The following is a 24,861-nucleotide window of genomic DNA, read 5'->3' as shown; positions in this document are numbered from 1 at the left end:
CGCCATCACCACAGAGCCGCGGTAGCTGTTGAGCGGCGCATCATCCGCTCGTACCAGTTGGTGAACTTGACGTTGTCGCGGATGAGCTCCTCGTACAGGGCGAGCGCCTGGCGCCGCAACGGTTCGAAGTCCCACCGCTCGGCGAGGGCCGCCAGCGGGGCCTCCCGCACACTCCCGAGCGCGTAGTCGCGACCGAAACCGTAGGACAGCGGGACCACGGTCCCATCGGTCTCGAGGACCAACGGAGTCAGCCAGCTCCCCAACAAGGCTCGCGGATCTCGCGGGGCGATCAGGAAACGCTCGGGGGCTGACCGCAGGTCCTTCTGGGTGACGAGGTCGATCTGGACCGGGATGTCGTGAACAACGCTCAGCCGTGTTGCTTCGAAGAACGCGAAGCCGAGCTCGGTCGAGTCCGGCACGGAGGCCTGGAGGTCGGCCCCGGCGCCGTCGGGCTCGAGCGGGTGGACCTGCACGAGGGCAGCGTCGTACTCGGCTGCCTGCTCGAACACGAACTCGAGCTCGTGGGCGTTGTGCATGGTGAGCGTCGTGATGAAGGCGAACGTAATCCCCGAATCACGCACCGCAGGCAGGCGTGAAGACATGTGGCTGAACGCCCGTCGATCACCCCGTATCCAGTTGTGCGTCTCGGGGCGGCCGTCGAGGGAGATGGCAAGGACGTCCACTAGGCCGACGAGTTCGGCGAGCCGCCGCTCGGTGAGCAGCAGTCCGTTGGTCGTCACGGCGGTGCGCATGCCCAGCTCGTGCGCGTATCTCAGCAGTGGCAACAGCTCCCGGAAGAGAAGCGGTTCGCCGCCGGACACCGCCAGTACGTCGTACCCGAGGCCGCGAGCGTCAGCCACGGTACGTCGGAGAACCTCGAGGCCGGTCGTGTCCGCTACCCAGGGACCGGACGACGAGTAACAGTGCCGGCACCGCAGGTTGCACCGCCGTGACGGGTGCACCTGGAGGATCGCACTCGCACCAGTGAGACCCATGACGGGCCGATGTCAGCGCTTGCCGAGATCCAGCTGCACAGTGAAGGCCTCCGGCCACGGGATCCCCTTCGGGAAGACCTTCACCACGCCCGGAATACCTGTGGCCCCGCGTTTGCCGAGGATCCCGGCGATCCCTCTGACGACGGTCCCGCAGCGGTCGATGTCGTCGACATCGACGGTGAGGTACAAATAGTCCGGCTTGGGAAGGCCCTTGATGAACACGTGATGGAGTTCGAACTCGTCGAGGACGGCGGCCAGTTCCTCGATCATGCCGTCATCGAGCGTGAAGCCCCCGGCCGCGTACTGCTCTTTCAGAACCTCAGATCCACGCCGCCCCATGACACTCTCCCTCCCGAGTGAGCCTGAATATCAGGTCTAGTCGAGTATGACCCAGCTCACATTTCCTGGGAAGATGTTCGGCTTGCGCAGCGTCACGGGTCGACGAGGGGCATGCGGGCGTCGGCGGGGTTGGACAGGTCCGCGGCAAGGGCCGTGACGCCGAGTTCCCCGGCGTACAGGCTGTCGCGGACGTCCGGGCGCACCCGCGCGATGACCTCTGCCGCTCCTTCGGCGAGCCGGCGGGCGGACTCCAGCCATCGCGCCTCGCCGCCGGCCCGGTACAGCGCGAGCAGCGCGTAGGCCTGGCCGCCGAGACCGCAACAGAGGTCGCCGGAGATCGTGTCGGGGCCGTGCTCGACCGTCGTACCTGCCTGCTCGGCGAGGCGGAGCCACCGGTCGTCGCCGAACACGCGGTACGCCGCGAGGCAGACGTGCACGAGTCCGGCGGTGCCGTTGCACCAGCTGGCGACGAGTGAGTGGCTTACACTCCGTCCGTCGCCCGCGTAGGCCCACTGCCTGCTCCGCGCCACGCGGGCGACTGCACTGGCCAAGGTGTCGAGGCGCTCCGCCACTCCGTCGCCCGGAGGAACTCCAGTCGCCTCCGCCCACCGGAGAAGGGCGAGGAGCCGGCCAGCGGTGCCGTGCGCGACGCCGTACGGGGAATTGCCAGCTGCCTCGAGGCCGTCGGCGAGTCGAGCCCCGAGCCCGGCCAGCAGACGTCGTTCCGTGGGCGGGGCGTCTGGGAGCATTGCGCAGCAGCCAAGCAGGAGGCCCGCGCGTCCGTGCGTCACGTCCTCGCCTGCCGAGGGCTCGGATGCCGCCTCGACGAACGCAGCCACTGCCGACGTCCGCTCTTCCTCGTCTGCGCGCGCCCGCGCCACGGCGAGACGTACGACGTGAACACCGGCGGCGCCGTACAGCAAGGAAGCCTTGCCCCGAACATCAGCAGTCTGGGAGCGGTGCGGGAGTACGTCGGCGGCCGCTTCGGTCGCCGCTTCGGTCGCCCAGAGGTCCGCCACGGCCAGCAGTTCGGGATCGCCGCGTGACTCCGCACACCGCAACATCGCCCAGGCCCGTCCAGCCAGGCCATGCATCACCATGGGGTCCGCAGCCGAAGGCGGGTCGAACCGCGCACCCTTCGGCGCCAAGCGGTCGAGGACAGCCGTCATCAGGCGGTCAGAACCCGTCGGTCGGAACCTGGGGCTACTCGCCGGGCGGTCACCGGCTCCCAGCCGAGCCGCTCGGAACGCGTCGAGCAACGCAGCTGTGGAGGCGTAACGATCCCTGGGGCGCGGCTGCAGCGCGCGGCGGATCACGCGTTCGACTCCTGCCATACCGGACAGGCGTGCGTCGAAGGACGGTGGCCGGTCCAGGATGCGGCGGAGCAACTCGCGAGGGTCGGCCGTGAAGCCGTAGGGGTGGTCGCCCACCAAGAGCACGAACACCAGCACGCCCAACGCGAACTGCTCGCCGGCGGCCGTCGGTGCAGGCAGCGACGCGCCCGCCAGTGCCGCCTCGGCGAGCTCCGGCTCCGCGTAGAGATCGATGCCGGGGCGGGCGCCCGCGTAGTCATCCGCGCCGACGCCATCGAGCACCGATGTCCCGAAGTCGAGCACCGTGACGCTGCCGGCGTTATCGACGACCAGGTTGCGGGGGTGCACATCACCGTGGACGACACCGTGGGCGTGGAGTCGGCAATAGGCGTCGAGGACCGCCTCTGCGAGACGGAGCAGCGCGTCTGGCGCTGCCTTCGCATCGGTGCCACGCAGTACCGCCGCAGCAGTCGCGGCGTCGACGCCCTCGCACCACCGGGTCGCGATCCACGGGCGACCGTCCAGATCGCCGGACGCGATCAGCTCAGGCGCGACGTCTCCGCCAAGCCGGTCCAGGACGCGGGCCTCATGAGCGATGGCCTTGAGGGCGCTGGTCTGGGCCGCCCGACGCGCGAGCTTGACCGCGACCGGCGTGCCGTCGGCCGCCCGGCCACGGTGCACTTCGACATCGACAAGCACCTGAACCGGCTCGAGCACCTCGATCTGGCCGAGCCCGTCCCCCGGGACGAGCCGGTCGCCTGAGACGAGTCGGTCGCTTGAGACGAGTCGGTCGCTTGAGACGAGTCGGTCGCCTGAGACGAGTCGGTCGCTTGAGACGAGTCGGTCGCCTGGGGCGAGCTCGGCGACGATCGGCGCGGCGAGCGGACTGTCCGCAGCAGCGAGCACGCCCTCGTCGGCAAAGCGACGTACCAGCTGCGCGGCGTCATCGAGGATTGCGCGCGGGTCGAGGCCCTCGGCCAGGCTGAGCTCGACCACCGCGTCGACGATCGTCTTCGGTTGCCGGAATCGCTCCAAGAGCGCCGCCGTACGTGCGTCGACCACGGTCGAGGGAAGCCGTGACCGGGGCCGCGTGACGGCGTACTCGTCGGGCCTGGCGTCGATCTTCTCCCGGTACGTCGCCGGCAACCGGGACAGGGGCGTGATGAGGGCGTCGGCAGGAAGCACGTACGGGTCGAGATAGCCCATCAGCGCGTCACCGGCATCCAATGCACCGTGTCGACACCGTCGAGCCCGAGGCGGTCAAGGGCGAAGCTTCCGGGAGCAGGCGCCCCCGCGTGCACGGCGGCGTACAGATGACGGGCCAACCGGGCGGTCAGCCACTGTCGCCAACTTTCCCCCGACGGGCGGTCGATCGCCCACGACAACAGGCCGTCCGGCGTCACCGCGGCGGTGAACGGAACGCCGTCTGCCGGGCACCCTGCGAGCCGCCCGCGGAGCAGGGTGCCGAGCGGCAGGAGATCCTCGTACGCCGAGACATAGACGACGAGCCGGTCCGGACGGCAGATGTCGGCGCCGACCTTGAAGGCGGCGATGTTCGACACTCGGGCCAGCCCCGCGACCACGGCGACGGCCTCGGGCAGTGCTTCGGGAACGACACTGACGTAGAGCTTGCCCGCGATCCGGCCGGAGGTGCCTGCCGCCGCCCAACGCCGCCAGTGCGGCGTGTCCGGGAGTTTGTGCCAGTCCCGTTCCAGGGCCGGTCCGCAGGAGGACTCGACAAAGGCTGTCACCGCGGCGGTGTCCGGGAGCTGACGATGGAGCCGGGCCGTGCGCGGCCGACGTCCGAAGGAGTAGATCCGTATCGCAAGCGTGGCTTCCGGGAGCGCCACGAGACTCTCGCCGTAGCGCACAGCGGAGCGCGACAACTCAGCGATCCGGCCGCCTGTGGCAGCGACCGGGTCATCGAATGTCGGTGATGGCTCAGCCGCGGTCAATGCCTGCGGGCAGGTTCCCGCGCTCGGCCTCGTCGAGCTGGGCAAGCCGATCCTCGAGCTGGGATCGCATCGCCGGGATCTGTGTAGCGTCGAACGGGAACGGTCCCTTCACGAGCAGCGCAGTCGTGAAGAAGTCCAGACAGCTGCCGACGACGTTGCTGGCCCAGTCCAGGCACTGGCCCTCGATAATCGGTTCGTCGGCGCTGACCGACTCCTGCTCCCCATCCCACGGAACCTCTATGCGCAACCGTTTTGCCTCGAAGGACATGGCCCCCACCGCTTCCCGAGTCATAGCGCGTGTCTTTCGCTCGAGCGTACGACAGCAAACAGGCAGGCGAACAGATCCAGGATCCGCTCACGCGCTGCGGCGCTTCCTTCGGTGGTGGAGAACGAGAAGGACGGCCGCCAAGACGATCAGGGCCAGCGGTACGTAGGTGATGAAGCGGTCCAGCGTCGCCAGCGAGGCCGAGAAGGCGTAGCCGAGCAGGACGCAGCCCGCGCCCCAGACCACCGCACCGGCCAGGTTCCATGGCAGGAAGGTGCGCAGATACGGCATCCGGGCCATGCCGGCCAGGCCCGGCGTCAGTGCGCGCAGTCCGGCGGTGAAGCGGCCGAGCAGTACCGCGCGTCCGCCGTACCGCCGAAGGAAGTCATCGGCACGCCGCCACCGCTCGTCCCCGACCCGGCGGCCCAACGCCGACGAGCGCAATCTCGGTCCGAGGCGGCGGCCGACCTCGTACCCCACGCTGTCGCCGAGGGCGGCCGATCCGACGGCCACCGCGACCATCGGCCACAAGGCGATCCAGCCCCGGTGGGCGGCGAACCCGGCCACGATCAAGGCCGTCTCGCCGGGCACCACCAGCCCGGCCATGACCGCGGCCTCAGCGAAGGCGAGGCCGCCGGCGATGACGTAGAACCACACCCCGAGCTGTGCACCGAGGTGCTGCAGGAAGCCGAGCATTGTCAGGTGGTCCTCGTACGACGCGGACGGTGGAGCGGCAGACCCGGCGCCGAGGGGTGATGAGTACTCAGGACGCCGGGTCCGCCGGTCTGGGGGTATCGCTCCCTACCAGGATCGCGCGGCACACATGGCCGTGTCGTCGACGCGAGCACCCAGCCGCCGGGCGTGCTGACGGGAGTCCCGGCCTACCTGCTAGCCGGTACGGCGAGCCAGGGCGACGACGTCGATCTCGACCACCGAGCCGTACGGCAGGTCGGCCACCTCGACGACGGTCCGGGCCGGGCGCGGTGCGGACCACACCTCGCAGAACTGTGCGTTCGCCTCGTCCCGCAAGGTGATGTCGGTGAGGCAGTACGTCGCTTTGACGACGTCCTCGACGCGGGCGTTCACGGTTGCCAGCCGGCGCCGTACCGTCTCCATGGCTTCCGCGAGCGCCTCGACCCGGCCACCGACGACAACACCGTCAGGCCGCGGCCGCGCGGATCTCGTTCAGCCCCACCAGTTCCGCGGTCATCGCGCACCTCGCACGACAGGCCGGCCGGGAAGCGCGGTGGCGACCACGTCGCCGTCGCGGACAACTGCCTGGCCCGCCACCAGCACGTGCTCGAAGCCGGTCGAGCTGGTCTGCGATCCGGCGTACGTCGACCGATCGCTGACCTGCTCGGGGTCGACGACCACCAGGTCGGCGTCGGCGCCGACCTGCACCCTGCCCTTGCGGGCCATCGCGGGAACGGCCCCCGTCAGGATGTTTGCCGGAAGCAACGAGCACCGCCGGAGCGCCTCTGGCAGCGACAGCGCGCCGCTCTCACGCACCGTCGTACGAAGGAAGCGGGCGAACGTCCCGGTGGTCCGTGGATGGGACGACGCGTCCGGTGACAGGGCTCGATCGCCTTCGACCACCAGACCTGCCGGTGTCGTGAACGGAATCGCATCGGACGCGACGGCGGTGTCGCGCATCAGCAGTGCGCGGCGAATCAGGGACACGTCCTCCTCCTTGTCTTCGTCGAGGTAGTGGATGATCACCAGCGCGCCCGGCATCTCCTGCCGGATCTGCAGCAGCCGAGCCGCGTCCTTGGGGCGCTCCCCCGTCGCCACGATGCTCAGGTTCGACGGCTCGATCCCAGGCCGCGGGAGGTGATCCGGATGCAGGAACGGCACACCGACAGTTGTCATCCCGGCGCCGTACGGGTAGGCCTCGGTCGTGACGTCCAACCCACTCTGCCGGGCACCGTCGATCAACTCGGCGACCTCGTCGATAGCTCGCAGGGACGTGAGTTCACATGACACAAGTGCATGTGCGCGCCGGTCCCGGCGGCCGCGGCGACCACCTCGGCCACCCCTTCGAGCGCCGATTCGGGATCCTCGGGGTTCTTGAACAACCGGGCGATCAATCGGCTCTTGTGACCGATGTGTGAGCGGTCGACGGGTTCCTGGGCGGTGCCGGGCCCGGTGTGATGTGCACGCTCGACAGGACATGTCCAGTGGACGGGTAGTGCACCTGAGCGTGAACGCGCCCGTGCGTACACCGTCTCACCGGTGCACTACCTGTCGAGCGTGCACATCACCCCGCCGCGAGCACCCGCGCCTCCACCAACCCGATCACCAACCCGATCACCCAGCCGGCCACCCGGCGCGACTGTCGACGGGAGCAGCCCCACGCCAGCCCGATCCCAGCCCCGTCGGCAGGTCACCACCGACGGGCCATGCCACCGCTGACCCTCAGCTTCCCGCCATCCCACACACAACCCGCCAGCCAGCACCACCACCCCCAACCACCCACCCATCCGACAGAAGACCGGATATCCCCTGGTGTTGTGGGTTCTCCCCTCTAACACCAACAGACAACCCACAACACCGACGGATATCCCCTCGTGTGCGGAGGCCCTCGTCGCGCTCGGTCCGGGCCAGCCGGCGGCTCGCACCCCGCGGTGTATGCCGGGCGCTGGCACCACAACACCCACCCATCCGACACGAGAACGGATATCCCCTGGCGTTGTGGGTTCTCCCCTCTAACACCAACAGAGAACCCACAACACCGCCGGATATCCACTCGTGTGCGAGGGCCCTCGCCGCGCCCGGCCTGAACCCGACCGGTGGCTCGCACCCCGCGGTGCATGCAGGCCGGTGCAGGCCGGTGCAGGCCGGTGCAGTGGGTGCGGTGGGCGCGTGGGTGCAGCGGCTGCGGTGGGTGCAGTGGCTGCGGTGGGTGCAGTGGCTGCGGTGGGTGTGGTGGGTGCGGTGGGTGCGGTGGGGATTACTTGCTGGGCTGGATCGGGGATGGCGGGGTGGAGGTGGGCTGGGTGCCTACCAGGGCGTAGATGTGGTGGAAGCCGATTACGTTGAGTTTGCCGTGTTCGAAGGACTGTTCGCTGAGGTGGCCGACTGTTGCGTAGCCGGGTTCGTAGTAGGTCAGGTCGTTGCCGGTGCGGCCGATCAGGAGGATGTAGTGGCGCGGGATCCAGTCGCCGATCAGGACGGGGACCGGATGACCCTCGCCGGCCGCCTCGGCCGCGGCCGCCAGGGTCGACCGATCGGCCAGCTGGGCCTGGTAGCGGGTTCCGAGAGCTCCGGCGTACCGGTTCAGCTCGTCGCTGATCCCGAACGGAGTTGAGCCGAGCTGCTGCGGCCAGAAGCGGTTGGTCGCGGCGTGGATGCGGTGTTCCTCGGCGGTCAACCGTGCCTGGAATTCGTCCGGGCCGGCGTTGGAACGGGCGGTGCTGTCTCCGGTCGTGAGGTACAGCGCGTAGAAGGGGTCGGCCATCGCCCGCGCCATCAGGACGGTCATCGGCCCGCAGCTCGTGTCGTCGGGCTGCTGCACCGGCGACGACCGGTACTCCACCCAGCCGGATCCGCCCGGATCGAGCAGGTCGAGGTGCGTCTGTAGCCAGTGTGGGCGCTTGCCTCGGATCAGAGCTGCGAACGAGGCGACGTCGTTGGCGTTGTGCCCGGCGGCCACCACGTCGACGACGTACGGCCGCTCGCCGGGACCGGCCGTCCCGATCGCCGCCTGCACCCGGCCGCGGTCCCCTGGCGACATGGCCGCCAGCCGCTCCTCCGCGCGGGCCGCAGGTGATTCTGTGGGGACCGGATCGTGGTGCGCGACGGCGGGCGCCTGGGCGAACTCCCCTTGCGGCGTGATCCCGCATCCCGCCAGCGAGAGCAGCACTGCTGTTGCCCTCAGCAACGATTCGATCAGCACGACCGGCACCTCTCCACGACCTCACGCTTCTGCCACTACCACGGTGCCCAGGTCGCAATCGGATTTTCGTCACGGCGAGCGCCCATCCGCCGTACCGGCCAGCCGGAAGGCCGGAGGAGGGCAGGGTTCCAGCTAGCCGGATTGTCCGGCCACCGGACAGGTCGGCATGCTGGAGTCATGGAGTTGCGCTGCTTGATCGTCGACGACAGCCCTCATTTCCTGGCGGCTGCGCGCGGTCTGCTGGAGCGCGAGGGCATGCAGGTCGTGGCCGTGGCCTCGACCGGGGACGAGGCGGTCCGCCTGGCCTTGGAGTTCGGGCCGGACGTCGCCCTGGTCGACATCGACCTCGGCCCGGAAAGCGGTTTCGACGTCGTACGGCGCTTGACCAGCGGGACCGGCCTGGCGCCGGACAGCGTGATCCTGGTCTCCACCCATGCCGAGGAGGACTACGCGGAACGCATCTCGGCCAGCCCGGTCGCCGGTTTCTTGCCCAAGACCAGGCTGTCGGTCCCGGCGATCCGCGCGGTGCTGGGACTCACTGCGTAACAGGCACTGATCCGGTCAGCGGGCCTCGAGGAAGGCGACCACCGCGAGCACCCGGCGGTGGTCGTCGTCGGTCGCGGGCAGGCTCAACTTCGCCATGATGTGCCGGACGTGCTTCTCCACGGTGCCCTCGGTCACCCACAACCGCCGGGCGATGCCGGCGTTCGAGCGGCCCTCGGCCATCAGCTCGAGGACCTCCTGCTCGCGCTCGCTCAGTCCCGCCAGCGGGTCGTTGCGGCGTCGCATGCTGACCAGCTCCTGCACCAGCGCGGGGTCGATCACCGAACCGCCCCGGACGATCCGCTCCAGCGTCTGGAGGAACTCGTCCACGTCGGTGATCCGCGTCTTCAGCAGGTACCCGACCCGTTCACCGGTCGCCAGCAGCTCCATCGCGTGCTCGACCTCGGTGTGGGCTGACAGCACCAGGATGCCGATCTCCGGGAACTCCGTGCGGATCTGGCGGGCGGCGTCCAGGCCCTCGGTGGTGTTCGTCGGCGGCATCCGGATGTCGAGCACGACCAGATCGGGTTGCTCGTCCCGCACCAGCGGAAGGATCCACACGCTGTCGCCGGTCTGCCCGACCACCTCGAAACCCGCCTGCTGCAGGAGCCTGGCGAGTCCTTCACGCATGAGTACGTCGTCCTCGGCAAGCAGCACACGTGTCCGAAAGGCGGTGTCATCGTCGCTCGGCTGTGGTGACGGACCGGTCGTCATGGCACAGAGTATTCCCGATGCGGCCGTCACGGGACATGCGTCCAGGCCGCACTGGACGAGGCGAGCCGACGGGCCGTGAGACAGGCCGTCGCGAGCAGCACCGTGGCGACCAGAAGGGGTACGGCGTGCCAGCCCGCGCGCTCCAGAAGCGCTCCGACGAGGCCGCCGAGGAACATGGCCGTCGCGGACAGCAGACGGCGCCCGGCCTTCGATCCGGGCCCGCCTGCCAAGCGGCTGTCAGCCGCCGTACCCGTGATGGTCAGGGTCAGCACCGTGGTCGTGAGATCGGGAACCGCCAGCCACCGGGCCACCGCGTTCTGCGCGCCCAGCCCAATACCGAGCAGGACGAGCAGCGGATAGCGGGTGCCGTCTGCTCCGAACACCGCGGCCACTGCGAATGCGACGCCGACGAGCACTACCTCCGCGACCAGCGCGCGGTACAGGACGCGGGCCCGATGCGCCGCACCGCGGCGAATGATGCGCCCGCAGAGCAACGCTCCCGCGGCGAATGTGACCAGGGCGACGATCGCCGCAAGGAGCGAGAAGCCCGGTACGCCGGCGATCGCGAAGCCGCCGAACACCACGTTCCCGGTCATGTTCGCCACGAAGACGTGCCCGAGCGACAGATAACTGAAGGCGTCGACCAGGCCGGTGACCACCGTGAGCACGAGCATCAACGGCTGCAGCGGGCCATGGCGATCGTCATCGGGCGGTACGACGGTGCGCCAGGCCTCCCGCAGCGCCGCGATCACGACGCGCGCTCCAGGTTTGCCCGCAGGGCTCGCCGGCCGCGGTGGATCCGCGACATCACGGTTCCGCGGGGAATCCCGACGATGTCGGCGATCTCCTGGTAGCTGAAACCGTCGACGTCGAACAGCAGCACGACTCGCCGGTAACGCTCGGGCAGCGACGTCAGCGCCGCCTGCAGCCCGTGATCCGGGATCGCATCGATCACGGTGGTTTCTGCGGAGGCCGCGACGTTGTGCAGGACGCGGACGGTGCTCTCGTACCAGTCGTGGGAGACGGTGATCGGCTCGCTCTGGCGCTTGCGATAGCTGGTGATGAACACATTGCGCAGGATACGGAACAGCCAGCCGCGCAGGTTGGTTCCGGGCTCGAATCCGGCGAAACCCCGATAGGCGCGCAGGTACGTCTCCTGGACCAGGTCCTCCGCGTCGGCCGGATTCCCGGTCAGCCGCAGCGCACCGACGTACACGCGGTGCCGAAGCGGGATCGCCTCGGCCTCGAAGCGCTCCTTGAGCTCCTGGGTACTGCGCTGTGATAGCACCCTTGGAGCATTGCGCGTGGCGGGCGGTGCCGTCGTCGCCGTGAGCACCCAACCGATGAGCACGGTGGTGGGAATCCCGGCGTGCCCGCTAGCAGGAACTCAAGTGCCGATCGGGAGCTCGCAGGTGGCTGTCGTGCCGCCGCCCGGCGGGCTGTTGACGACGAAGGAACCGCCGAGGGCGTCGAGGCGGTCCTTGAGACCGACCAGCCCCGAGCCGAGCGCCGGATCGGCGCCGCCGATGCCGTCGTCACGCACCACCAGCAGCAGTCTGCTGTCCGAAACCTCCGCGCGCACCTGCACAACGGTTGCCTGCGCGTGTTTGGCCGCGTTGGCGAGCATCTCCGAGACGACGTAGTACGCCGCCACCTCGACCACCTCGGGAAGCCGGCGGGCGATCCGGGCCTCGAGCTGCACCTCGACGACCGACCTCCGGGCCAGCGCCCGGAGTGCCGCGCCCAGTCCCGACTCGGACAGGATCGCCGGGTGAATCCCCCGGGAGATCTCCCTGAGCTCGTCGATCACCTCGACGAGATCGGTGGCGATCTGCTCGATCTCGGCCCGGGTCTCCTCCGAGCCGGTGAAGCCGGTCGCCGCCGATCGCAGACCGAGGGCCAGCGAGACAAGCCGCTGCTGGGCGCCGTCGTGCAGGTTCCGCTCGATCCGGCGGCGGGCGTCGTCCGACGCAGTCACCAGCCGTGCCCTCGAGGTCATCACCTCCGCGCGACTCTGCGCGTTGGCCACCGCCATCGCGACCAGATTGGTGAAGTCCGTCAGCCGATCCTCGGCACCGGCCGGCAGCGGTCCATGCCTGGACCCGAGGGCGATCAACCCCCACACCCGCCCGTCCACATGGACCGGCATCGCCACGGCCGCGCGGAGGCCTTCGCGCAGATACGGTTCACCACCAGGGACCGCGGCGTAGTCGTCCACACGAGCGGGCCGTCCGGTGCGCAGGACTGTCGCGGTCAGTCCGGTCGGCGGATAGCCCTCCCACGGCTCACCGATCCGCACATGCGGTCCCGTCGTACCGTCGCTCGCGACCAAGGTCGCCGTACCGTCACGCTCGAAGCGGATCATCCGGGCCGTGTCGCCGCCGAAGTGCCGCGTCACTTCCTCAGTGACCGCGCCGAACACCACCGCGGGCGATTCGCCGGCGGCGACCAGCAGGGCCAGGCGACGCAACGACGCCTGCGTGTCGGCCATGTCGCCACGGGCTCTCTCGGCCTCGACCGAGCGACGGCCCGCGTCGGTGGTCACCGCGGCGACGACGACCGACATCACCAGGAACAGCACCAGCAGCAGGACGGTGGCCGAATCCAGCGCACGCAGCGGAGGCAGGATGTACCAGTCGAACGCCAGGATCACGACGACGCCGATCGGCAGCGCGTACATGATCCCGCTGAGCCGAGCGATGCCGAAGACAACGATCAGCAGGACTACGCCGACGACCACCACGGGAACGCGATCCCGGGCCGCCGTACAAACGCCAGCGGCCAGGACGAACGCAACGACACCCGCGGCCAACGCCGCCACACACTGCAGCAGCAACGACCTGCGGAGCCGAACCCATGCGAGGCTCACCACCCGTCGAGCGTCCCATCGCCGTCCCGACCGCACAACGGCCCGTCTCAGGGCAGGTTGTCGGGCGCGAGCAGGACGACCGAGCGGGGAAGCACCAGGCCGGCACAGGCCAGCTCGTGCAGTAGCCGCCCCAACTGCTGCCTGCTGTAACCACCCATCGGCCGGTTCGGATGCCGTACGTCGATCGCCCGCGCCGCCTGTACCGCGCGGTCGCCGATCCGCCGCTCCAACCAGCGCAGACGCCCGGCAGGGTCAGCCCGCTCCGGCGACCGCAGCATTTCGTCGTGGTCCCAGAGCAGTTGCCGAAGCGCCGCCGCGATCTCCTCGATCGGCGGACCGGCCGGCTCGAGCGCTGCGGTGAGCCGCCGATTCCGTGACCGCTGTAGAACCCCTGTGGCGTCCAGAGCCGCGTAGACGGCGACGGCGACCAGGAGCGCGGCGGCCGCGACGCGAAATACCGGGTGACGAACAGCGGCCAGCAGGAGAAACATCCATGCGAGTCCGAGTCCGACGGCCGGCAGCGCTCTCACTCGCATCAGACGCCGCAATTGCTCACGCTTCATTTCCTCAGGATCCCGTGCCGAGCAGGGATCGATCGCCCCGGCCAGCGCCCAACCGATATTCCGGCTACCGGGGGGATGCAAGGACGGCTGGCAGTGACGACTCCCCCGGTCCGGCTGGCGATGCTGGGGACAGCACGGAGTCGACGGAAGCGAGTGAAGACGATGAAGCAGGCAGGAATCAAGGCGAACCGCCGCCCGGTCGTCGGCTTCGTCGGCCTCGGGCACATGGGCGGCGCAATGGCGGGACGGCTGCTCGGAGCCGGCTACGAGGTCTACGGGACGACCCGGACCCGCGAACGGGCCGACTCCCTCGTCGCGGACGGTCTGCACTGGATCGACGACGCCGGGTCGCTGGCGAAGACGTCCGAGGTCGTCGTCACCTCGATTCCGGACGACACGGCCCTGCAGGTCGTTGCCGACAGCATCATTCCCGAACTGGCCGACGGTCAGGTCTGGATCGACATGAGCACAGTTAGCCCGCGCGCCAGCCAGGAGGTGGCGGACCGCGTCCTCGCCACCGGCGCCCGGTTCCTCGACGCGCCGGTGTCCGGGAGCGTTCCCCAGGTACGGGCCGGCACGCTCACCATCATGGTCGGCGGGGACGAGGACGCGTACCACCGCGTCGAACCGATCCTCAGCGAGCTCGGCCGCCCGACGTACATCGGCGGAAACGGTCAGGGGCTCGCCCTGAAGCTCGGGATCAACATCAGTCTCGCGGTGCAGATCCTCGCAATGGCCGAAGGCTTGCTGCTGGCCGAACGATCCGGGGTAGACCGCGAGCTCGCCCTCCGCGTGATGACAGCCAGCCCGATCGGCTCCCCCATGCTGCAAGCACGCGAGCCACTCCTGCTGCACCTCCCCGACGATGCCTGGTTCGACATCCGCCTGATGCAAAAAGACCTCGTCCTCGCCCTGGACGCCGGCCGCTCGCTGACAGTCCCCCTACCCACAGCCACCACCGCCGACGAAATCCTCACCATCGCCCGAGCCCTCGGCTACGAACACCGAGACATCGCCGCCGTCTTCGAAGTCTTACAACACCTCACCCACAGCTAGCTACCGGCTCTCGGGTCGTGCCTGGGCGGGAACACCTTCAGCACGGCTCGCATTGTGGTGCGTCCCTTCTGACTGACGCCACCTGGTAGTCCACCGGTCACGGCGGGAATCCGTGGCGCATGACCGGTTTACCGTCGCTTCCGGATGACGGATGGTATTGAGAAGGGGCGAGGCCGGGGAGGGCCTCCAACAGGGGGAAGGGGACGGGCATGAGCAACGCCACGCGTCGTGGGTTTCTGGTCATAACGGGGGTGGGCGCGGCGGTCGTCGCCGCGCCGGAGACGGTTGCGGACGCGTCGGTGACGCGCCAATCGCGCGGGACGCTGGTTGCGTACGTCGGCGACGTACGCCGATCGGAGGTCTCGATCATGGTCGGCGAGCACGAGGTCGTCGTACACGACGCCGACCTGGTCGCGCGGCTGGTCCGTGCGTCCGCCCGGGACTGAGGGGGCAGGCATGTCATCGCACCGCGAGGCTCCCGAGATCTCGAAGGACCCGGTGGCCGACAACACCGACGTGTACGCATTCGTCAGCCCGGACCAGCCCGACAAGGTCACGCTGATCGCGAACTTCATCCCGTTCCAGTCACCCCAGGGCGGCCCCAACTTCTACGAGTTCGGCGACGACGTGCTGTACGGAATCCACGTCTCCAACCGCGGCGACGCCCGCGCCGACATCAGCTACCTGTTCCGGTTCCGCACCCGGATCCGCAACGACAACACGTTCCTCTACAACACCGGCCCGATCGGCTCGATCGGCGACCCGAGCTGGAACCGGCCGCAGTTCTACTCGATCACGAAGGTGGCACACGGTGAACCGGAGCTGCTCGGCAACGACCTGCCGACCCCACCGGTCAACATCGGGCCGCGCAGTACTCCGGACTACGCCCGCTTCACGGCACAGGCTACGCATCACCTGTCCCGCGGACGCCGAGTCTTTGCCGGGCAGCGGGCCGAGGGATTCTTCGTCGACCTCGGCAGCATCTTCGACCTGGGCACCCTGCGCCCGTTCCAGCACCTGCACCTGATCCCGTCCGCCGCCGCGGTCGGGGTGAACGGCACCCAGGGCCTGAACGTGCACACGATCGCGCTCCAGGTGCCGCTGCGCGAACTGACGCGCGACGGCCGGACCCCGACCGACGTGCTGAGCCCGAACTCGGTCATCGGTGTCTGGGCCACGGCCTCCCGCCGCAAGTCGCGGATCTTCGACGCCGAGCAAGGCCGAGCCGTCGGCCACGGACCGTACCAGCAGGTCTCCCGACTCGGGAACCCCCTGTTCAACGAAGTGATCGTGCCGATGGCGGACAAGGACCACTGGAACGCGGTTCCCCCGGACGGCGACGCCGAGTTCGCCAAGTACGTCGCGAAACCGGAGCTGGCCGGGCTGCTCCCCGTGCTGTATCCCGGCGTGTTCCCGAACCTCGCGGCATACCAGAAACCCCGCGCAGACCTGACCGCGGTGCTGCTCACCGGGATCCCCGCCGGCATCGTGCCGGGCTTCCAGAACTCCACCGGCCCGGTACTCGCAGACATGCTCCGGCTGAACCTCGCCGTACCCCCGGTCGCAAGTCCGAACCCGCTGGGTCTCGTCGCGGGCGACCCGGCCGGATTCCCCAACGGACGAAGGGTTTTCGACGACGTCGTCACCATCGAACTGCGGGCCATCGCCGGCCTCACGATCCCACTGGTCGATCCGTCGTTCACACCGGACGGCGCGGTCAATGTCATCCAGGACGGGACGTCCAACACCAACTCGCCATACCTGCCGGGGTTCCCGTACCTCGGCACACCGGCCGGCGGATACCAGACCAAACCCGGGATCCCGGCCGCCTGATGTCCACCGAGAACCCGCACGCGGGCCAGGGCGCCGTCCTGCTGGACATCGGCGGAACGGTCGGCGCCCTGGTCATCACGATGCCGGACGAACTCCTCGGCATCGAGATCGAGGCCCGACCACTCGTACCGTCACCGCAACACCTGCCACACGTCGAGGTTCTCCGCCGCCCCACACCGGCCGGCCCGGTCTGCTCAGCCGTCTTCCCCGAGCTACCCGCCGGCTCCTACGAACTGTACGAACGCCCAACCGGAGAGACCCGACTCCGCACCACCATCACAGGAGGCAACGTCACCTACGCACACTGGCCGCATTCACGGCTGGCTGCGGAAGACTGACTGGCGGCTGTTCGGCGCTTCCGAGGAGCGATGCAGCCATGATGGTCATGTGAGCAGCTTGGAGGAGTCGGCGCCACCTGCCTCTGTGCGGTGTTGGTGTTGTGACGCGGAGTACGACGAGCGTGAGTTGGTGCGGCTCGGCGCTCATCCTGAGGTTGCGATCTGCGTCCGGTGCGCGGTGGACATCAGACAGCGCGCGGGGCAGCGCGAGGACGAGCTCCGGCCGACGCAGACAGCGCGAATCCGGATCGGGGTACGCCGCGTGCGGGGGTGGGTGATCGACCACGACTGGCACAACAGGCCGCTCATCGGGCCACTACTGCGCAGGATCAACCGCCACCTACCCTGAGGTGTCTTCGGCAACCAAGTGCCCGAAGAGCTTCCCGGCGAGGGACTTCCGCGGACGGGCCACCGCCGGCGTCCGCGCCGACGAACACGACCGCCGCAGCTGGTCCCCAGGTACTGCGGCCGTCCCGAGTGACCACCCGGATCTGGCGGCCCGTGGTCATGTCGATCGACTCGTCTGGCGCCGCCGTCCCCGCGAGCGCACCACGAAGTTGCTCGACCGACGGCGTCGGAACGATCCGGCCGGCATCGTCTCGATACAAGCGGCATGACAGACCGCAGGCACCCTCCTCCGGCGCGGCAAAGGGATCGACGCCGTCGACGAGCAAGGTCGGGGAGCCCGCCATGCCGTACCGGGCCGCGTCAGCATCGCTCTCGATCACCCGGATCGCAACCGGTAGCTCCGTGACCTGCGCGAGGCCCTCCAGCAGCGGTGCGAGGTTCGGGCAGTCAGGGACGTGCAGTACTTCGAGCCTCACCGGATCGCCACGAGCAGCGCGCACTTGCGGTCGGCGCGCGGCAGATCGCAGGTCTCGAAGAGGGCTGACAACGAGTCGTGCATCCGCTGAAGATCTGCGATCCGCGCGGCAAGATCGTTGCGCCGGTGCTCAGCCAAGGCCCTCGCCGCGTCGCAGCCGTCTGGTCCCCCACCGTCCAGGTGCAGCAGCTCCTCCACCTCGTCCAGCGCGAACCCGAGCTCCTGCGCCCGCTTCACGAACCGCAGCAATCCCACCGCAGACACCGGATAGTCCCGATACCCGCCCACGGTGCGCGGTGGCGCCTTCAACAGCCCACGCCGCTCGTAGTACCGCAGCGTCTCCGTGTTCACCCCAGCCCGGCCGTCCAGTTCACTCGTTCGCATACCCCCATCGTGAACCCTGGACCTGGCTACGGAGTCAACCGCTGGCCCCGGATCCCGACGATGTCTGTCGCCAGTACGACGCACTCACTGCAGATCCGTACGCCCGGCCCGTTGACCATCACCCGGCCCCGGTCGTTGCATCCGCAGAACGAGCACGCAGTACCGTCCCGATCCGGCTTCCAGGCCCGGCGCCCGCGCCGACCGGGCCGCGGCGCGGGCGGGACCAGGTCGGCGAGTTCCTTCTTCACCCGCGCCGGCTCGACCCCCAGACTGTCGAGCACCCGCCGGGCCGACGACCCCGGATCCAGCGCCAGCACGAACAACAGATGCTCCGTCCGCGTCAGATTCTGCCCCCGCTCCGCCGCGAACCGTTGCGCGGCCGTCAAGGCGCTCTCCGCCTCGCCGTCGCCGATCTGCCGCCCGCCTTCCTCCGCGTCACGCGCTGACAGCAACCGGCCGCACGCCTCCCTCACCGCGTCCCGCGAGACGCCGAGGCGATCCAGCACGTTCGCCGCCACGCCCACATGCAGCAGACCGACCAGAAGATGGTGCGTACCGGGGACGCTGCCCTCGGCATCGGCTGCGGAGCGTGCTACCTCGACACAAGCGACCAAGCGCGCAGCAAGGGCGGGCAACTCCGTTGCGATCGCCGTACCACCGTCCAACCGCGCCGAGAACCGCTGCCGTGCGGCCTGCTTCGAAACCCCGAGCCGCTCACCGATGTCCGTCCAAGACAGCCCCGCGGCCCGGGCGGCCCCGACATAGTGATCGACCATCGCGTCCGCGGTCCTCCCGGCCCGACCGGCGACCGCAACCGCCGTCTCGAGCATCACCAACGGGTCCGAAGACGGCGCCTGGTCGACAACCAGCCCGATCAGCGCCTGCGCACTGGGTTCCATCCGACAACGTTAGGTTGTCGAAACGTCCATCGACAAGATGTCATTGTCGACCAAACCTCACGGGAAGCGAGATGCGAGAGCGATGGTGGCGGCTGCGGCCGCGAAGGTGAGGAGGAGGGTGATGCCGGCGAAGCGCGAGGTGATTTCCTTGTCGACCTTGTCGTAGCCGACCGATGAGCCGATGTCCTTGTAAACAAAGACCTCGTCCTCGCCTGGACGCCGGCCGCTCGCTGACAGTCCCCCTCCCCACAGCCACCACCGCCGACGAAATCCTCGCCATCGCCCGAGCCCTCGGCTACGAACACCGCGACATCGCCGCCGTCTTCGAAGTACTGCAACACCTGACCCACAGCTAACTACCGGCTCTGCAACTGGGCCTCGTACTCCTTGCGCATCGCGTCCCCGCCGGTGTTGCGCCACGTCCTCACCAGGTCATCGAGCGTCGTCATCGGCTTGCGCCCTTGCACGATGTCCTTCACACCGCTGCTGATCGCCTTGTCGAGCACGGCGTTCTTGGTGGCGAAGGTCTTGGAGAACAACCCGACGGTCGGATTGACCGCCGACTTCGCGAGCACCTTCGTCTGATACGCATGCTGTACGTCGGCGCCCTGCGACCTCCCCGGCTGGTACACAACGGCGGGCGCGCCCAGGCAAGCGACTTGCTCGAACTTGCGCCGTCCCCGACTAAGGGTTGGCTACGGGCGGTAGTCCGCTCGATGATAGGCCAGCACCGTCCGCGCATTACCCAATACGGGAGGTCATCATGGCGTTAGAGTTCTACGGCAAGGACCCCGACTGCCCAGGCAACAACTGTGCGGCGGTCTTCCGGGACAACGAGACGGGGGATCTCTACTTCCAAGGCGAGACCGTCATCAACCCGGACGTACTGGCCAGACTGTCCAAGGACAATGGGCTCGCCGACTCAGAGTCCGTTGTGATGCTGCCCGCCCGCATGGCGGAGATGATTGTGGAGGCCTGTCGTGCCGGAGCCGTCGTTCGCTGAGCTGCTTGCCACCTGCACCCGGACCGCGCTGAAGCTGGAGTTTCGCGACCAGTACATGACCGACGACCCGGGCTACGTCGCTTGGCAAGCGGGCGACCTCGGCCAGGCGGTCCGCGAATACGCCGGCTGGACGGAGACCGCCCGTAGCGCCACCGGACGAGGCGTCCAGATGAAGCGGGTTCGGGTCATCAGCGAGCCAGTGTCGGATTACATCGCCTTTGAGCACGCGGTGACTTCGCGCGCCAACGTAGCGGCTGGGGAGCAGATTCGCTGGGTGCCCCGTCCGCATGTGTCGGCGGTTGCCCTGCCTGGCAATGATGCGTGGATCTTCGATGAAGCCACCCTGCAGTTCATCTTCTTTGCCGGTGATGGGCGGTTCGTCGGCAACGAGGTGAGCACCGATCCAGACGTCGTGAAGCTGTGCCTCCAGGCGTTTGAGGCGGCCTGGGAGCGTGGGATCGACCACGACGACTACTCCATTACGCTGTAACCGCCCTACTTCTCGTCGGTTATGAATCTGGATGCCTGCTTCGCAATCCTCGAGTGCCCAAAGCGCCCGTCAGGCGCTGGCCGACCGGCTGCGGGATGTCAGGCTCGACGCGGGATTCACCGCGCGGGCGCTGTCGACCGCGGCCGGCTGGCATGAGGCCAAAACCTCCAAGATCGAGCATGGCAAGCAACAACCTTCCGAGTCCGACCTACGCACTTGGTGCGCGGTCTGCTCCTCACCCGCGCTCCTTCCGGAGCTAATCGCCGAACTCCGCTCCGTCGACTCGATGTGGCTGGACTGGCGGCGTGCTGAACAGACAGGGCTGCGCCACCTCAACGCCTCCGTGCGCGAACTCTACGACCGCACCAAGCAGTACCGGTCCTACTGCCAGAGCATGATTCCCGGGCTGTTGCAGACCGCCGACTACACCACCGCAGTCCTCACGTCCCTGCGCGACCGCCGACGAGTGCCGGTCGACGACGTAGCCGCGACCGTGGCGGAACGCATGGACCGCCAGCGCATCCTGATCGAGGGCGGACACACCTTCGCCTTCGTGCTCGAAGAGGCCGCTTTGCATTACCAAGTCGGCGGCCCTTCGGTCCTGGCCGGACAACTGCGTCACCTCCTCGAGGTTATGCAGTCCGCCTCCGTCAGCCTTGGCGTGATCCCCGCCGCGGTCGACCGGACGCCGCGGTGGCCGGTCGAGGACTTCTACATCTTCGACCAGGCCCAAGCCAACGTTGAGCTTGTCTCCGGGTTCCTCACCATCACGCAGCCGCGCGAGATCGGCATGTATGCCGAGACCTTCACTGCCCTGTCCAAACTTGCCGTCTACGGGTCTACCGCCCGGGCCCTCATCAAGGCCGCCCTGACTGACTTGCCCGTCTAGGTCTCTCCGCCGTCAGTCAACGCGCGCAAGTTGCCGCAAGTTCATCGAGTTCGCCCACTCTCAATCCATACGGTCGGAGGGTGACAGCGGGGTATGACCTTCGGACGCCTACCGGCGCACTCCAGGCGCCAACACGAGCATCAGGCGGCCAGACGCCCGCCCCTCACGTGTGCTGTTCGCTCTGTTGTAGTTGCGGCCCCGAAGACCGCGGCCATCTGTCTGAGTGTCCACGGGCCCACGCCTACGTGCATGCCAACCTTCTGATCTGTACGTCCGAGGTCAACCGCGCTAAGGAACGCCTGAACGCCTTCGCCAAGGCATCTGGCTTCGAGCTGGCGGGAATCTTCGTTGAGGAGGACCCGCGACGGCCGGATGCCTTCGGACGCCTGCTCGATGCTGTCATGCGTGACCAGGTCAAAGTAGTGCTCCTGCCGAGCCTGCTGCACCTGATGGTCCTGGGGTCGCCGGGCCGCATCCAGGAGTACTTCGAGGCCGCGACCGAGGCCCGGATCATCACCCTCGACCACGCCATGACCGACCACGTCGGCGAGGCGATGTCTTGAAGCGCTGCGTCCATAGCCCTGTTCCGTCACCCACGAACGTCCTTGTCCGAGTCGCCTGTTCCCCTGTGGATGACTCGGCCAGGGACCAAGAGACCGGCTGGCACCTCGCGATCCGTCGACAGCTGAAGGCGTTGGCGAGTGAGCAAGGGCTCCAGCTCACCAGGGTGTACGTCGAGGAACCTGGACCGCCCAGCGCGGCCTTTGACCTTCTCGAATCGCTCCTGGAGTCCGACGGGCAGCCGCTCGTCGTGCCGACGCTGCACCACCTCGCCGTACTCGGGCACCCACTCAAGATCAGAGACCACCTCCGCCACTGCACTCACGAGGTCCTGATCGCCACCAAGCCGGCGGAGCGGACGTGCTGAGGGGACATCCCTCGTTCTCCTCAAGTCCCCTGCACTCCGCGTCCGTTCCGCCGCTCCACCGGGAGCGCTAGCCGACCACCTCACTACGTCGGGCTGGTGCTCCCGCCCCGAAGCTGCGTCCGCTCGGCACCCTGCGTCTGAGCGGACGCAGCGTGGCGCTTCCCGTACCCGCGCGGGTGAGCGGCGGCAGCCGTCGGGCACATTGCAGTGCCGGCAGTCAAGTGAGCGGCCAAGCCCGGGCGGGTCCGCTTGCTCACTCTGGTTGGCCGGCACCATGAGGCGGTCGCGGGCGCGCGGTAAGGCGCTGATCGCGGGCGCTAGCCCGCAGCGCCCGGCGCTAGCCGGAAACTGTGTTCCGGCGCTTAGCCGGGGGCGGGTGGGAGCGGGCGTAGCGGGCGCGGGAGGAGCGGAGCGACGTAGCGCACGCGTAGCACGCGTGGGTCGATCACACTCCTCTCCGCCGGCGGTTACCTGATGCGCATGCCGGAGATGGCTCGGGCTGTTACGAGGCGCTGGATTTCTGAGGTGCCTTCGAAGATGGTGTAGATCTCTTGGAGCCTCGATGTCGCCCGATGGCGAAAGGCTGAAACTGTCTCTGACCTGCACTTTCATCTCGCAACGCCATCTGACCTTTATCGTCGTTTGCCAACGTCTCACGGAGCTGTGACGGAGCAGCAATTTGCCTTGAGCAACAGATCTTTGGCTGGGGTAATCGCCGCTGGCATCCGTAGGAACGAGGTCGAACGAAGCGCAGACCAGCCTCAGGCTGCAAAATCGCGCCCGGTGGTAGCGGCACCTCCCCGCCCACGGGATTGCCGGACGAACTCCAGCAGTTGCGCGATCGTCCGCTGACGGCGTGCAACATCTCCGCGGATGCGTTCTCACGATTCACGGGCGGCCAGCCGGTCGCGATGCGTCGACTGCTTGCACTAACGACTGCGCGTCGGCCCTCATCGGACCAGCATCGACTGGCGCTGGAGGCCGTGCGAGCAGATACGAAGAGGTGCGACGTGACGTGCTCCAACGGCCGCTGCCAGCGGCTCGCCGACTGGCCGCGGCGAGGATCACTGGGCGGCGAGGCCGGCGCAAGGCCCGCCGGCTGAGCGCCTTACTTCAGGAGCCGCTCCTCCACGTGTTTCCTGCCCGGCGGGCCGAGCGTCACCATCCCGGTGGACCTATTCCACTCGACGCGCCTAGCCTTGTGCAGCCTGTCGAGGACGCGCCGGTAGTTCGGCAGCTTGTCCTGCTCGAGGTACTTCGCGAGGCTCCGCTCGCTCAGCGCCCCGGTTTCCGAGTACAGCAGGAGGAGAGTCTGTTCCGACAGTGGCAGCGAGGTATCGAGCACGCGCTTCACTCCGTCGACCTCCCAGATGACGGGAAGCGTCCGGTCGACCAGCGCGTCGACAACCTCCGCGGCCGTCTTGACGTCGGTGCTGTGGAACATGCGGATAAGCTCCGCGACGATCCACTTAGCAGTCGCTAGGACCAACTCCGCGTCCATGTGGTTGGCGGAGACATCGCCGCCGACGTGCCCCACATTCCGCCGGTTTCGGACATCATACAGACCGACGAGCACTCTCGGGATCGTGAGCCGCGCCGATTCCGGGTACGCCGTCCTGTTCTCGAGGGCCTTACAGGAGCCCTCGAAGTTCCGCGGTTTGGTGGCCGTGGTGGCGTATGCCCCGCCGGACATGTACCCGTCGAGAATGGTGTACACGACCTCGGCGAGCCGACCGCCGTACAGCTCGGCCGGGCCCCACCGGCCCTCCCGGTAGTTGCGCGTGATCAGGTCGAATTCGGCGAGGAGCTCCCCACGGAGGCCAGCGGGGAGCAGACCCAGGGCGGTTGTCGCGTCGAGGGCCACTACTTCTTGGCCTTCGGCTGCTTCGGCATCTTGTCCGAGATGTACTTCGTGCCGGCCCACTGCACCGTGATCTTCTCCATATCACTCGTCTCGATCCAGTGATGAACACTCTTGGTCGCCTGTAGCGTGGTGTCCGGGTGGGAGGGCTTGTCCCAGTCGGCGTGCAGGAAGACCGCGAGTACGTCGTTCGTGTTGCAGATCTTCCGATCCATCACATCGCAGAGGTAGTACACCGCCAAGAGGCACTTCTCATGATTAGTAGTCGGCTCCTTCTCGACGATGAATTCGTCCAGCGACTGCTTTCCCTCAGGGGCAAAGTTGAGGTTCGGAGTCGGCGAGTAGCGCTTCGCCGCAGGGGCCTTCTTGGATTTCGCCGCCTTCTTCGTGGGCTCAGTCGCGGGCGCACCATTCTCGGCAGCCGGCTCCTCGGGCTTGTCTCTGCCGCCAGCGCCCGCACCGCTCTGCGAACGGTCGCTCCTCACGTCGACCGGACTCACGCCGAGCGAGTTGATTAGAGCGGCGAATGCCTGCTCCTGTACTTCCTTCGAATCGAATCCATTGACCGCAGTCGCGATTTCGGGCAGTGCCTTCAGGAGCCGGTCGAAATTATCCTCCGCCATCTGATCACCCTTCTTCAGCGCCCTCCCCGGGCGACCTGTCTGAATATGGTGGCACACAGGGTCGACAGTTGCGCAATACACCCCGGGCACCCGTCCATTACCCAGTCCGCCGGTCGCCAGCCTGAGGTCGCCGAAGCCGCCCTCTGGGAATCTGAACGCTCCAATGGGCGGTAGTCCTGAGCACGGTGGGCCTCGATTAGGTTGTTCGCCTCGCAGATCCATCGGCACACTTGCTCTGCAGGCTCCGCGACCCGATGCGTCACGGTCGTCGTAGGCGCCGCCG

Annotated in this window: 29 protein-coding genes and 1 pseudogene; 10 read left to right on the top strand and 20 right to left on the bottom strand. The window is 68.1% G+C overall.

Annotated features, from left to right (window positions below; all coding sequences use genetic code 11):
• Window positions 1-5: 5 nt before the first annotated feature.
• The 9 genes and pseudogenes from ACWF0M_RS31870 to ACWF0M_RS31830 form a co-directional block, all read right to left on the bottom strand.
• A complete protein-coding gene (locus ACWF0M_RS31870) occupies window positions 6-995 on the bottom strand; it encodes a radical SAM protein (RefSeq protein ID WP_452239440.1) in 990 nt (329 codons plus the stop codon).
• A gap of 12 nt (window positions 996-1,007) precedes the next feature.
• Entirely contained in the window at window positions 1,008-1,334 is a 327-nt protein-coding gene (locus ACWF0M_RS31865; RefSeq protein ID WP_452239439.1) for a hypothetical protein, read from the bottom strand.
• 92 nt (window positions 1,335-1,426) lie between these two features.
• Window positions 1,427-3,874, bottom strand: a complete 2,448-nt coding sequence (locus tag ACWF0M_RS31860; RefSeq protein WP_452239438.1) for a lanthionine synthetase LanC family protein — start codon at window positions 3,872-3,874, stop codon at window positions 1,427-1,429.
• The gene (locus ACWF0M_RS31855; RefSeq protein ID WP_452239437.1) at window positions 3,853-4,398 is read right to left on the bottom strand and encodes a hypothetical protein; all 546 of its coding nucleotides are present in this window, start codon (window positions 4,396-4,398) and stop codon (window positions 3,853-3,855) included. The genes ACWF0M_RS31860 and ACWF0M_RS31855 overlap by 22 nt, the downstream gene beginning before the upstream one ends.
• 190 nt (window positions 4,399-4,588) lie before the next feature.
• The gene (locus ACWF0M_RS31850; protein ID WP_452239436.1) at window positions 4,589-4,870 is read right to left on the bottom strand and encodes a hypothetical protein; all 282 of its coding nucleotides are present in this window, start codon (window positions 4,868-4,870) and stop codon (window positions 4,589-4,591) included.
• 87 nt (window positions 4,871-4,957) lie between these two features.
• Window positions 4,958-5,563 (bottom strand): DedA family protein, encoded by a 606-nt coding sequence (locus ACWF0M_RS31845; RefSeq protein WP_452239435.1) that lies wholly within the window; start codon window positions 5,561-5,563, stop codon window positions 4,958-4,960.
• Window positions 5,564-5,755: 192 nt separating this feature from the next.
• A pseudogene (locus tag ACWF0M_RS31840) lies at window positions 5,756-6,007 on the bottom strand (RidA family protein); the annotation flags it as partial.
• A 66-nt stretch (window positions 6,008-6,073) separates the two neighbouring features.
• On the bottom strand, window positions 6,074-7,039 hold the full coding sequence (locus tag ACWF0M_RS31835) for an amidohydrolase family protein (protein WP_452239434.1): 966 nt from the start codon (window positions 7,037-7,039) through the stop codon (window positions 6,074-6,076).
• Between the two features lie 778 nt (window positions 7,040-7,817).
• Window positions 7,818-8,762 (bottom strand): hypothetical protein, encoded by a 945-nt coding sequence (locus tag ACWF0M_RS31830; RefSeq protein WP_452239433.1) that lies wholly within the window; start codon window positions 8,760-8,762, stop codon window positions 7,818-7,820.
• 177 nt (window positions 8,763-8,939) lie between these two features.
• On the opposite strand from ACWF0M_RS31830, the gene ACWF0M_RS31825 reads away from it, so the two are divergent.
• Window positions 8,940-9,308 (top strand): response regulator, encoded by a 369-nt coding sequence (locus tag ACWF0M_RS31825; RefSeq protein ID WP_452239432.1) that lies wholly within the window; start codon window positions 8,940-8,942, stop codon window positions 9,306-9,308.
• A 15-nt stretch (window positions 9,309-9,323) separates the two neighbouring features.
• Here the strand turns inward: ACWF0M_RS31825 and ACWF0M_RS31820 are convergent, their stop codons facing one another.
• The 5 genes from ACWF0M_RS31820 to ACWF0M_RS31800 all read right to left on the bottom strand — a co-directional run bounded on the left by ACWF0M_RS31820 (window position 9,324) and on the right by ACWF0M_RS31800 (window position 13,451).
• Window positions 9,324-10,019 carry a response regulator gene (locus ACWF0M_RS31820; protein WP_452239431.1) on the bottom strand — a complete coding sequence of 232 codons (696 nt, stop codon included), beginning with the start codon at window positions 10,017-10,019 and terminating at the stop codon, window positions 9,324-9,326.
• 26 nt (window positions 10,020-10,045) lie between these two features.
• Window positions 10,046-10,771, bottom strand: coding sequence for a YoaK family protein (locus ACWF0M_RS31815; protein ID WP_452239430.1), 726 nt, complete (start codon window positions 10,769-10,771; stop codon window positions 10,046-10,048).
• On the bottom strand, window positions 10,768-11,307 hold the full coding sequence (locus ACWF0M_RS31810) for a sigma-70 family RNA polymerase sigma factor (RefSeq protein WP_452239429.1): 540 nt from the start codon (window positions 11,305-11,307) through the stop codon (window positions 10,768-10,770). The genes ACWF0M_RS31815 and ACWF0M_RS31810 overlap by 4 nt, the downstream gene beginning before the upstream one ends.
• 99 nt (window positions 11,308-11,406) lie before the next feature.
• Complete coding sequence (locus tag ACWF0M_RS31805) at window positions 11,407-12,891, bottom strand: GAF domain-containing sensor histidine kinase (RefSeq protein WP_452239428.1); 1,485 nt, start codon at window positions 12,889-12,891, stop codon at window positions 11,407-11,409.
• A 44-nt stretch (window positions 12,892-12,935) separates the two neighbouring features.
• Window positions 12,936-13,451, bottom strand: a complete 516-nt coding sequence (locus ACWF0M_RS31800) for a hypothetical protein (protein ID WP_452239427.1) — start codon at window positions 13,449-13,451, stop codon at window positions 12,936-12,938.
• Between the two features lie 75 nt (window positions 13,452-13,526).
• Between ACWF0M_RS31800 and ACWF0M_RS31795 the strand changes: the two genes are divergently transcribed.
• The 4 genes from ACWF0M_RS31795 (at window position 13,527) to ACWF0M_RS31780 (ending at window position 16,678) form a co-directional block, all read left to right on the top strand.
• Window positions 13,527-14,507: an NAD(P)-dependent oxidoreductase gene (locus tag ACWF0M_RS31795; RefSeq protein ID WP_452239426.1), complete on the top strand. Its 981-nt coding sequence runs from the start codon at window positions 13,527-13,529 to the stop codon at window positions 14,505-14,507.
• Between the two features lie 209 nt (window positions 14,508-14,716).
• Window positions 14,717-14,953, top strand: coding sequence for a hypothetical protein (locus ACWF0M_RS31790; RefSeq protein WP_452239425.1), 237 nt, complete (start codon window positions 14,717-14,719; stop codon window positions 14,951-14,953).
• A gap of 10 nt (window positions 14,954-14,963) precedes the next feature.
• Window positions 14,964-16,340, top strand: coding sequence for a DUF4331 domain-containing protein (locus tag ACWF0M_RS31785; RefSeq protein ID WP_452239424.1), 1,377 nt, complete (start codon window positions 14,964-14,966; stop codon window positions 16,338-16,340).
• A complete protein-coding gene (locus ACWF0M_RS31780) occupies window positions 16,340-16,678 on the top strand; it encodes a hypothetical protein (protein WP_452239423.1) in 339 nt (112 codons plus the stop codon). The genes ACWF0M_RS31785 and ACWF0M_RS31780 overlap by 1 nt, the downstream gene beginning before the upstream one ends.
• 329 nt (window positions 16,679-17,007) lie before the next feature.
• Here ACWF0M_RS31780 and ACWF0M_RS31775 read toward each other — a convergent pair whose 3' ends face one another.
• The 4 genes from ACWF0M_RS31775 to ACWF0M_RS31760 form a co-directional block, all read right to left on the bottom strand.
• Window positions 17,008-17,502: a hypothetical protein gene (locus ACWF0M_RS31775; RefSeq protein ID WP_452239422.1), complete on the bottom strand. Its 495-nt coding sequence runs from the start codon at window positions 17,500-17,502 to the stop codon at window positions 17,008-17,010.
• Window positions 17,499-17,885, bottom strand: a complete 387-nt coding sequence (locus ACWF0M_RS31770; RefSeq protein WP_452239421.1) for a MerR family DNA-binding protein — start codon at window positions 17,883-17,885, stop codon at window positions 17,499-17,501. Before ACWF0M_RS31770 ends, ACWF0M_RS31775 begins: the two co-directional genes overlap by 4 nt.
• A gap of 26 nt (window positions 17,886-17,911) precedes the next feature.
• On the bottom strand, window positions 17,912-18,784 hold the full coding sequence (locus tag ACWF0M_RS31765) for a Clp protease N-terminal domain-containing protein (protein ID WP_452239420.1): 873 nt from the start codon (window positions 18,782-18,784) through the stop codon (window positions 17,912-17,914).
• A 356-nt stretch (window positions 18,785-19,140) separates the two neighbouring features.
• Window positions 19,141-19,359, bottom strand: coding sequence for a hypothetical protein (locus tag ACWF0M_RS31760; protein ID WP_452239419.1), 219 nt, complete (start codon window positions 19,357-19,359; stop codon window positions 19,141-19,143).
• 188 nt (window positions 19,360-19,547) lie between these two features.
• On the opposite strand from ACWF0M_RS31760, the gene ACWF0M_RS31755 reads away from it, so the two are divergent.
• The 5 genes from ACWF0M_RS31755 to ACWF0M_RS31735 all read left to right on the top strand — a co-directional run bounded on the left by ACWF0M_RS31755 (window position 19,548) and on the right by ACWF0M_RS31735 (window position 22,094).
• Window positions 19,548-19,787: a hypothetical protein gene (locus ACWF0M_RS31755; RefSeq protein WP_452239418.1), complete on the top strand. Its 240-nt coding sequence runs from the start codon at window positions 19,548-19,550 to the stop codon at window positions 19,785-19,787.
• Window positions 19,765-20,277, top strand: a complete 513-nt coding sequence (locus ACWF0M_RS31750; protein ID WP_452239417.1) for a DUF6879 family protein — start codon at window positions 19,765-19,767, stop codon at window positions 20,275-20,277. The genes ACWF0M_RS31755 and ACWF0M_RS31750 overlap by 23 nt, the downstream gene beginning before the upstream one ends.
• 31 nt (window positions 20,278-20,308) lie before the next feature.
• A complete protein-coding gene (locus ACWF0M_RS31745) occupies window positions 20,309-21,166 on the top strand; it encodes a helix-turn-helix domain-containing protein (RefSeq protein WP_452239416.1) in 858 nt (285 codons plus the stop codon).
• Between the two features lie 245 nt (window positions 21,167-21,411).
• A complete protein-coding gene (locus tag ACWF0M_RS31740; RefSeq protein WP_452239415.1) occupies window positions 21,412-21,729 on the top strand; it encodes a hypothetical protein in 318 nt (105 codons plus the stop codon).
• A gap of 65 nt (window positions 21,730-21,794) precedes the next feature.
• Window positions 21,795-22,094, top strand: coding sequence for a hypothetical protein (locus ACWF0M_RS31735; protein ID WP_452239414.1), 300 nt, complete (start codon window positions 21,795-21,797; stop codon window positions 22,092-22,094).
• A 1,108-nt stretch (window positions 22,095-23,202) separates the two neighbouring features.
• Here the strand turns inward: ACWF0M_RS31735 and ACWF0M_RS31730 are convergent.
• Together ACWF0M_RS31730 and ACWF0M_RS31725 are read right to left on the bottom strand one after the other, a co-directional pair.
• A complete protein-coding gene (locus ACWF0M_RS31730; protein ID WP_452239413.1) occupies window positions 23,203-23,958 on the bottom strand; it encodes a hypothetical protein in 756 nt (251 codons plus the stop codon).
• A complete protein-coding gene (locus tag ACWF0M_RS31725) occupies window positions 23,958-24,578 on the bottom strand; it encodes a hypothetical protein (RefSeq protein ID WP_452239412.1) in 621 nt (206 codons plus the stop codon). Before ACWF0M_RS31725 ends, ACWF0M_RS31730 begins: the two co-directional genes overlap by 1 nt.
• Between the last annotated feature and the right edge of the window lie 283 nt (window positions 24,579-24,861).

Source organism: Kribbella sp. NPDC055110, from assembly GCF_053607525.1.
Note: the sequence above shows the minus strand (reverse complement) of the source record. Positions and strands in the feature narration are given on the sequence as shown.

Bases quoted from the DNA above. Each gene is read 5' to 3' on its own strand.
- ACWF0M_RS31785 (WP_452239424.1), top strand. From the start codon at position 14,964: ATGTCATCGCACCGCGAGGCTCCCGAGATCTCGAAGGACCCGGTGGCC.
- ACWF0M_RS31745 (WP_452239416.1), top strand. From the start codon at position 20,309: ATGCCTGCTTCGCAATCCTCGAGTGCCCAAAGCGCCCGTCAGGCGCTG.
- ACWF0M_RS31835 (WP_452239434.1), bottom strand. From the start codon at position 7,039: ATGTCCTGTCGAGCGTGCACATCACACCGGGCCCGGCACCGCCCAGGA.
- ACWF0M_RS31870 (WP_452239440.1), bottom strand. From the start codon at position 995: ATGGGTCTCACTGGTGCGAGTGCGATCCTCCAGGTGCACCCGTCACGG.
- ACWF0M_RS31865 (WP_452239439.1), bottom strand. From the start codon at position 1,334: ATGGGGCGGCGTGGATCTGAGGTTCTGAAAGAGCAGTACGCGGCCGGG.
- ACWF0M_RS31850 (WP_452239436.1), bottom strand. From the start codon at position 4,870: ATGTCCTTCGAGGCAAAACGGTTGCGCATAGAGGTTCCGTGGGATGGG.
- ACWF0M_RS31825 (WP_452239432.1), top strand. From the start codon at position 8,940: ATGGAGTTGCGCTGCTTGATCGTCGACGACAGCCCTCATTTCCTGGCG.
- ACWF0M_RS31800 (WP_452239427.1), bottom strand. From the start codon at position 13,451: ATGAAGCGTGAGCAATTGCGGCGTCTGATGCGAGTGAGAGCGCTGCCG.
- ACWF0M_RS31770 (WP_452239421.1), bottom strand. From the start codon at position 17,885: ATGCGAACGAGTGAACTGGACGGCCGGGCTGGGGTGAACACGGAGACG.
- ACWF0M_RS31755 (WP_452239418.1), top strand. From the start codon at position 19,548: ATGGCGTTAGAGTTCTACGGCAAGGACCCCGACTGCCCAGGCAACAAC.
- ACWF0M_RS31725 (WP_452239412.1), bottom strand. From the start codon at position 24,578: ATGGCGGAGGATAATTTCGACCGGCTCCTGAAGGCACTGCCCGAAATC.
- ACWF0M_RS31780 (WP_452239423.1), top strand. From the start codon at position 16,340: ATGTCCACCGAGAACCCGCACGCGGGCCAGGGCGCCGTCCTGCTGGAC.
- ACWF0M_RS31765 (WP_452239420.1), bottom strand. From the start codon at position 18,784: ATGGAACCCAGTGCGCAGGCGCTGATCGGGCTGGTTGTCGACCAGGCG.
- ACWF0M_RS31795 (WP_452239426.1), top strand. From the start codon at position 13,527: ATGCAAGGACGGCTGGCAGTGACGACTCCCCCGGTCCGGCTGGCGATG.
- ACWF0M_RS31820 (WP_452239431.1), bottom strand. From the start codon at position 10,019: ATGACGACCGGTCCGTCACCACAGCCGAGCGACGATGACACCGCCTTT.
- ACWF0M_RS31845 (WP_452239435.1), bottom strand. From the start codon at position 5,563: ATGCTCGGCTTCCTGCAGCACCTCGGTGCACAGCTCGGGGTGTGGTTC.
- ACWF0M_RS31790 (WP_452239425.1), top strand. From the start codon at position 14,717: ATGAGCAACGCCACGCGTCGTGGGTTTCTGGTCATAACGGGGGTGGGC.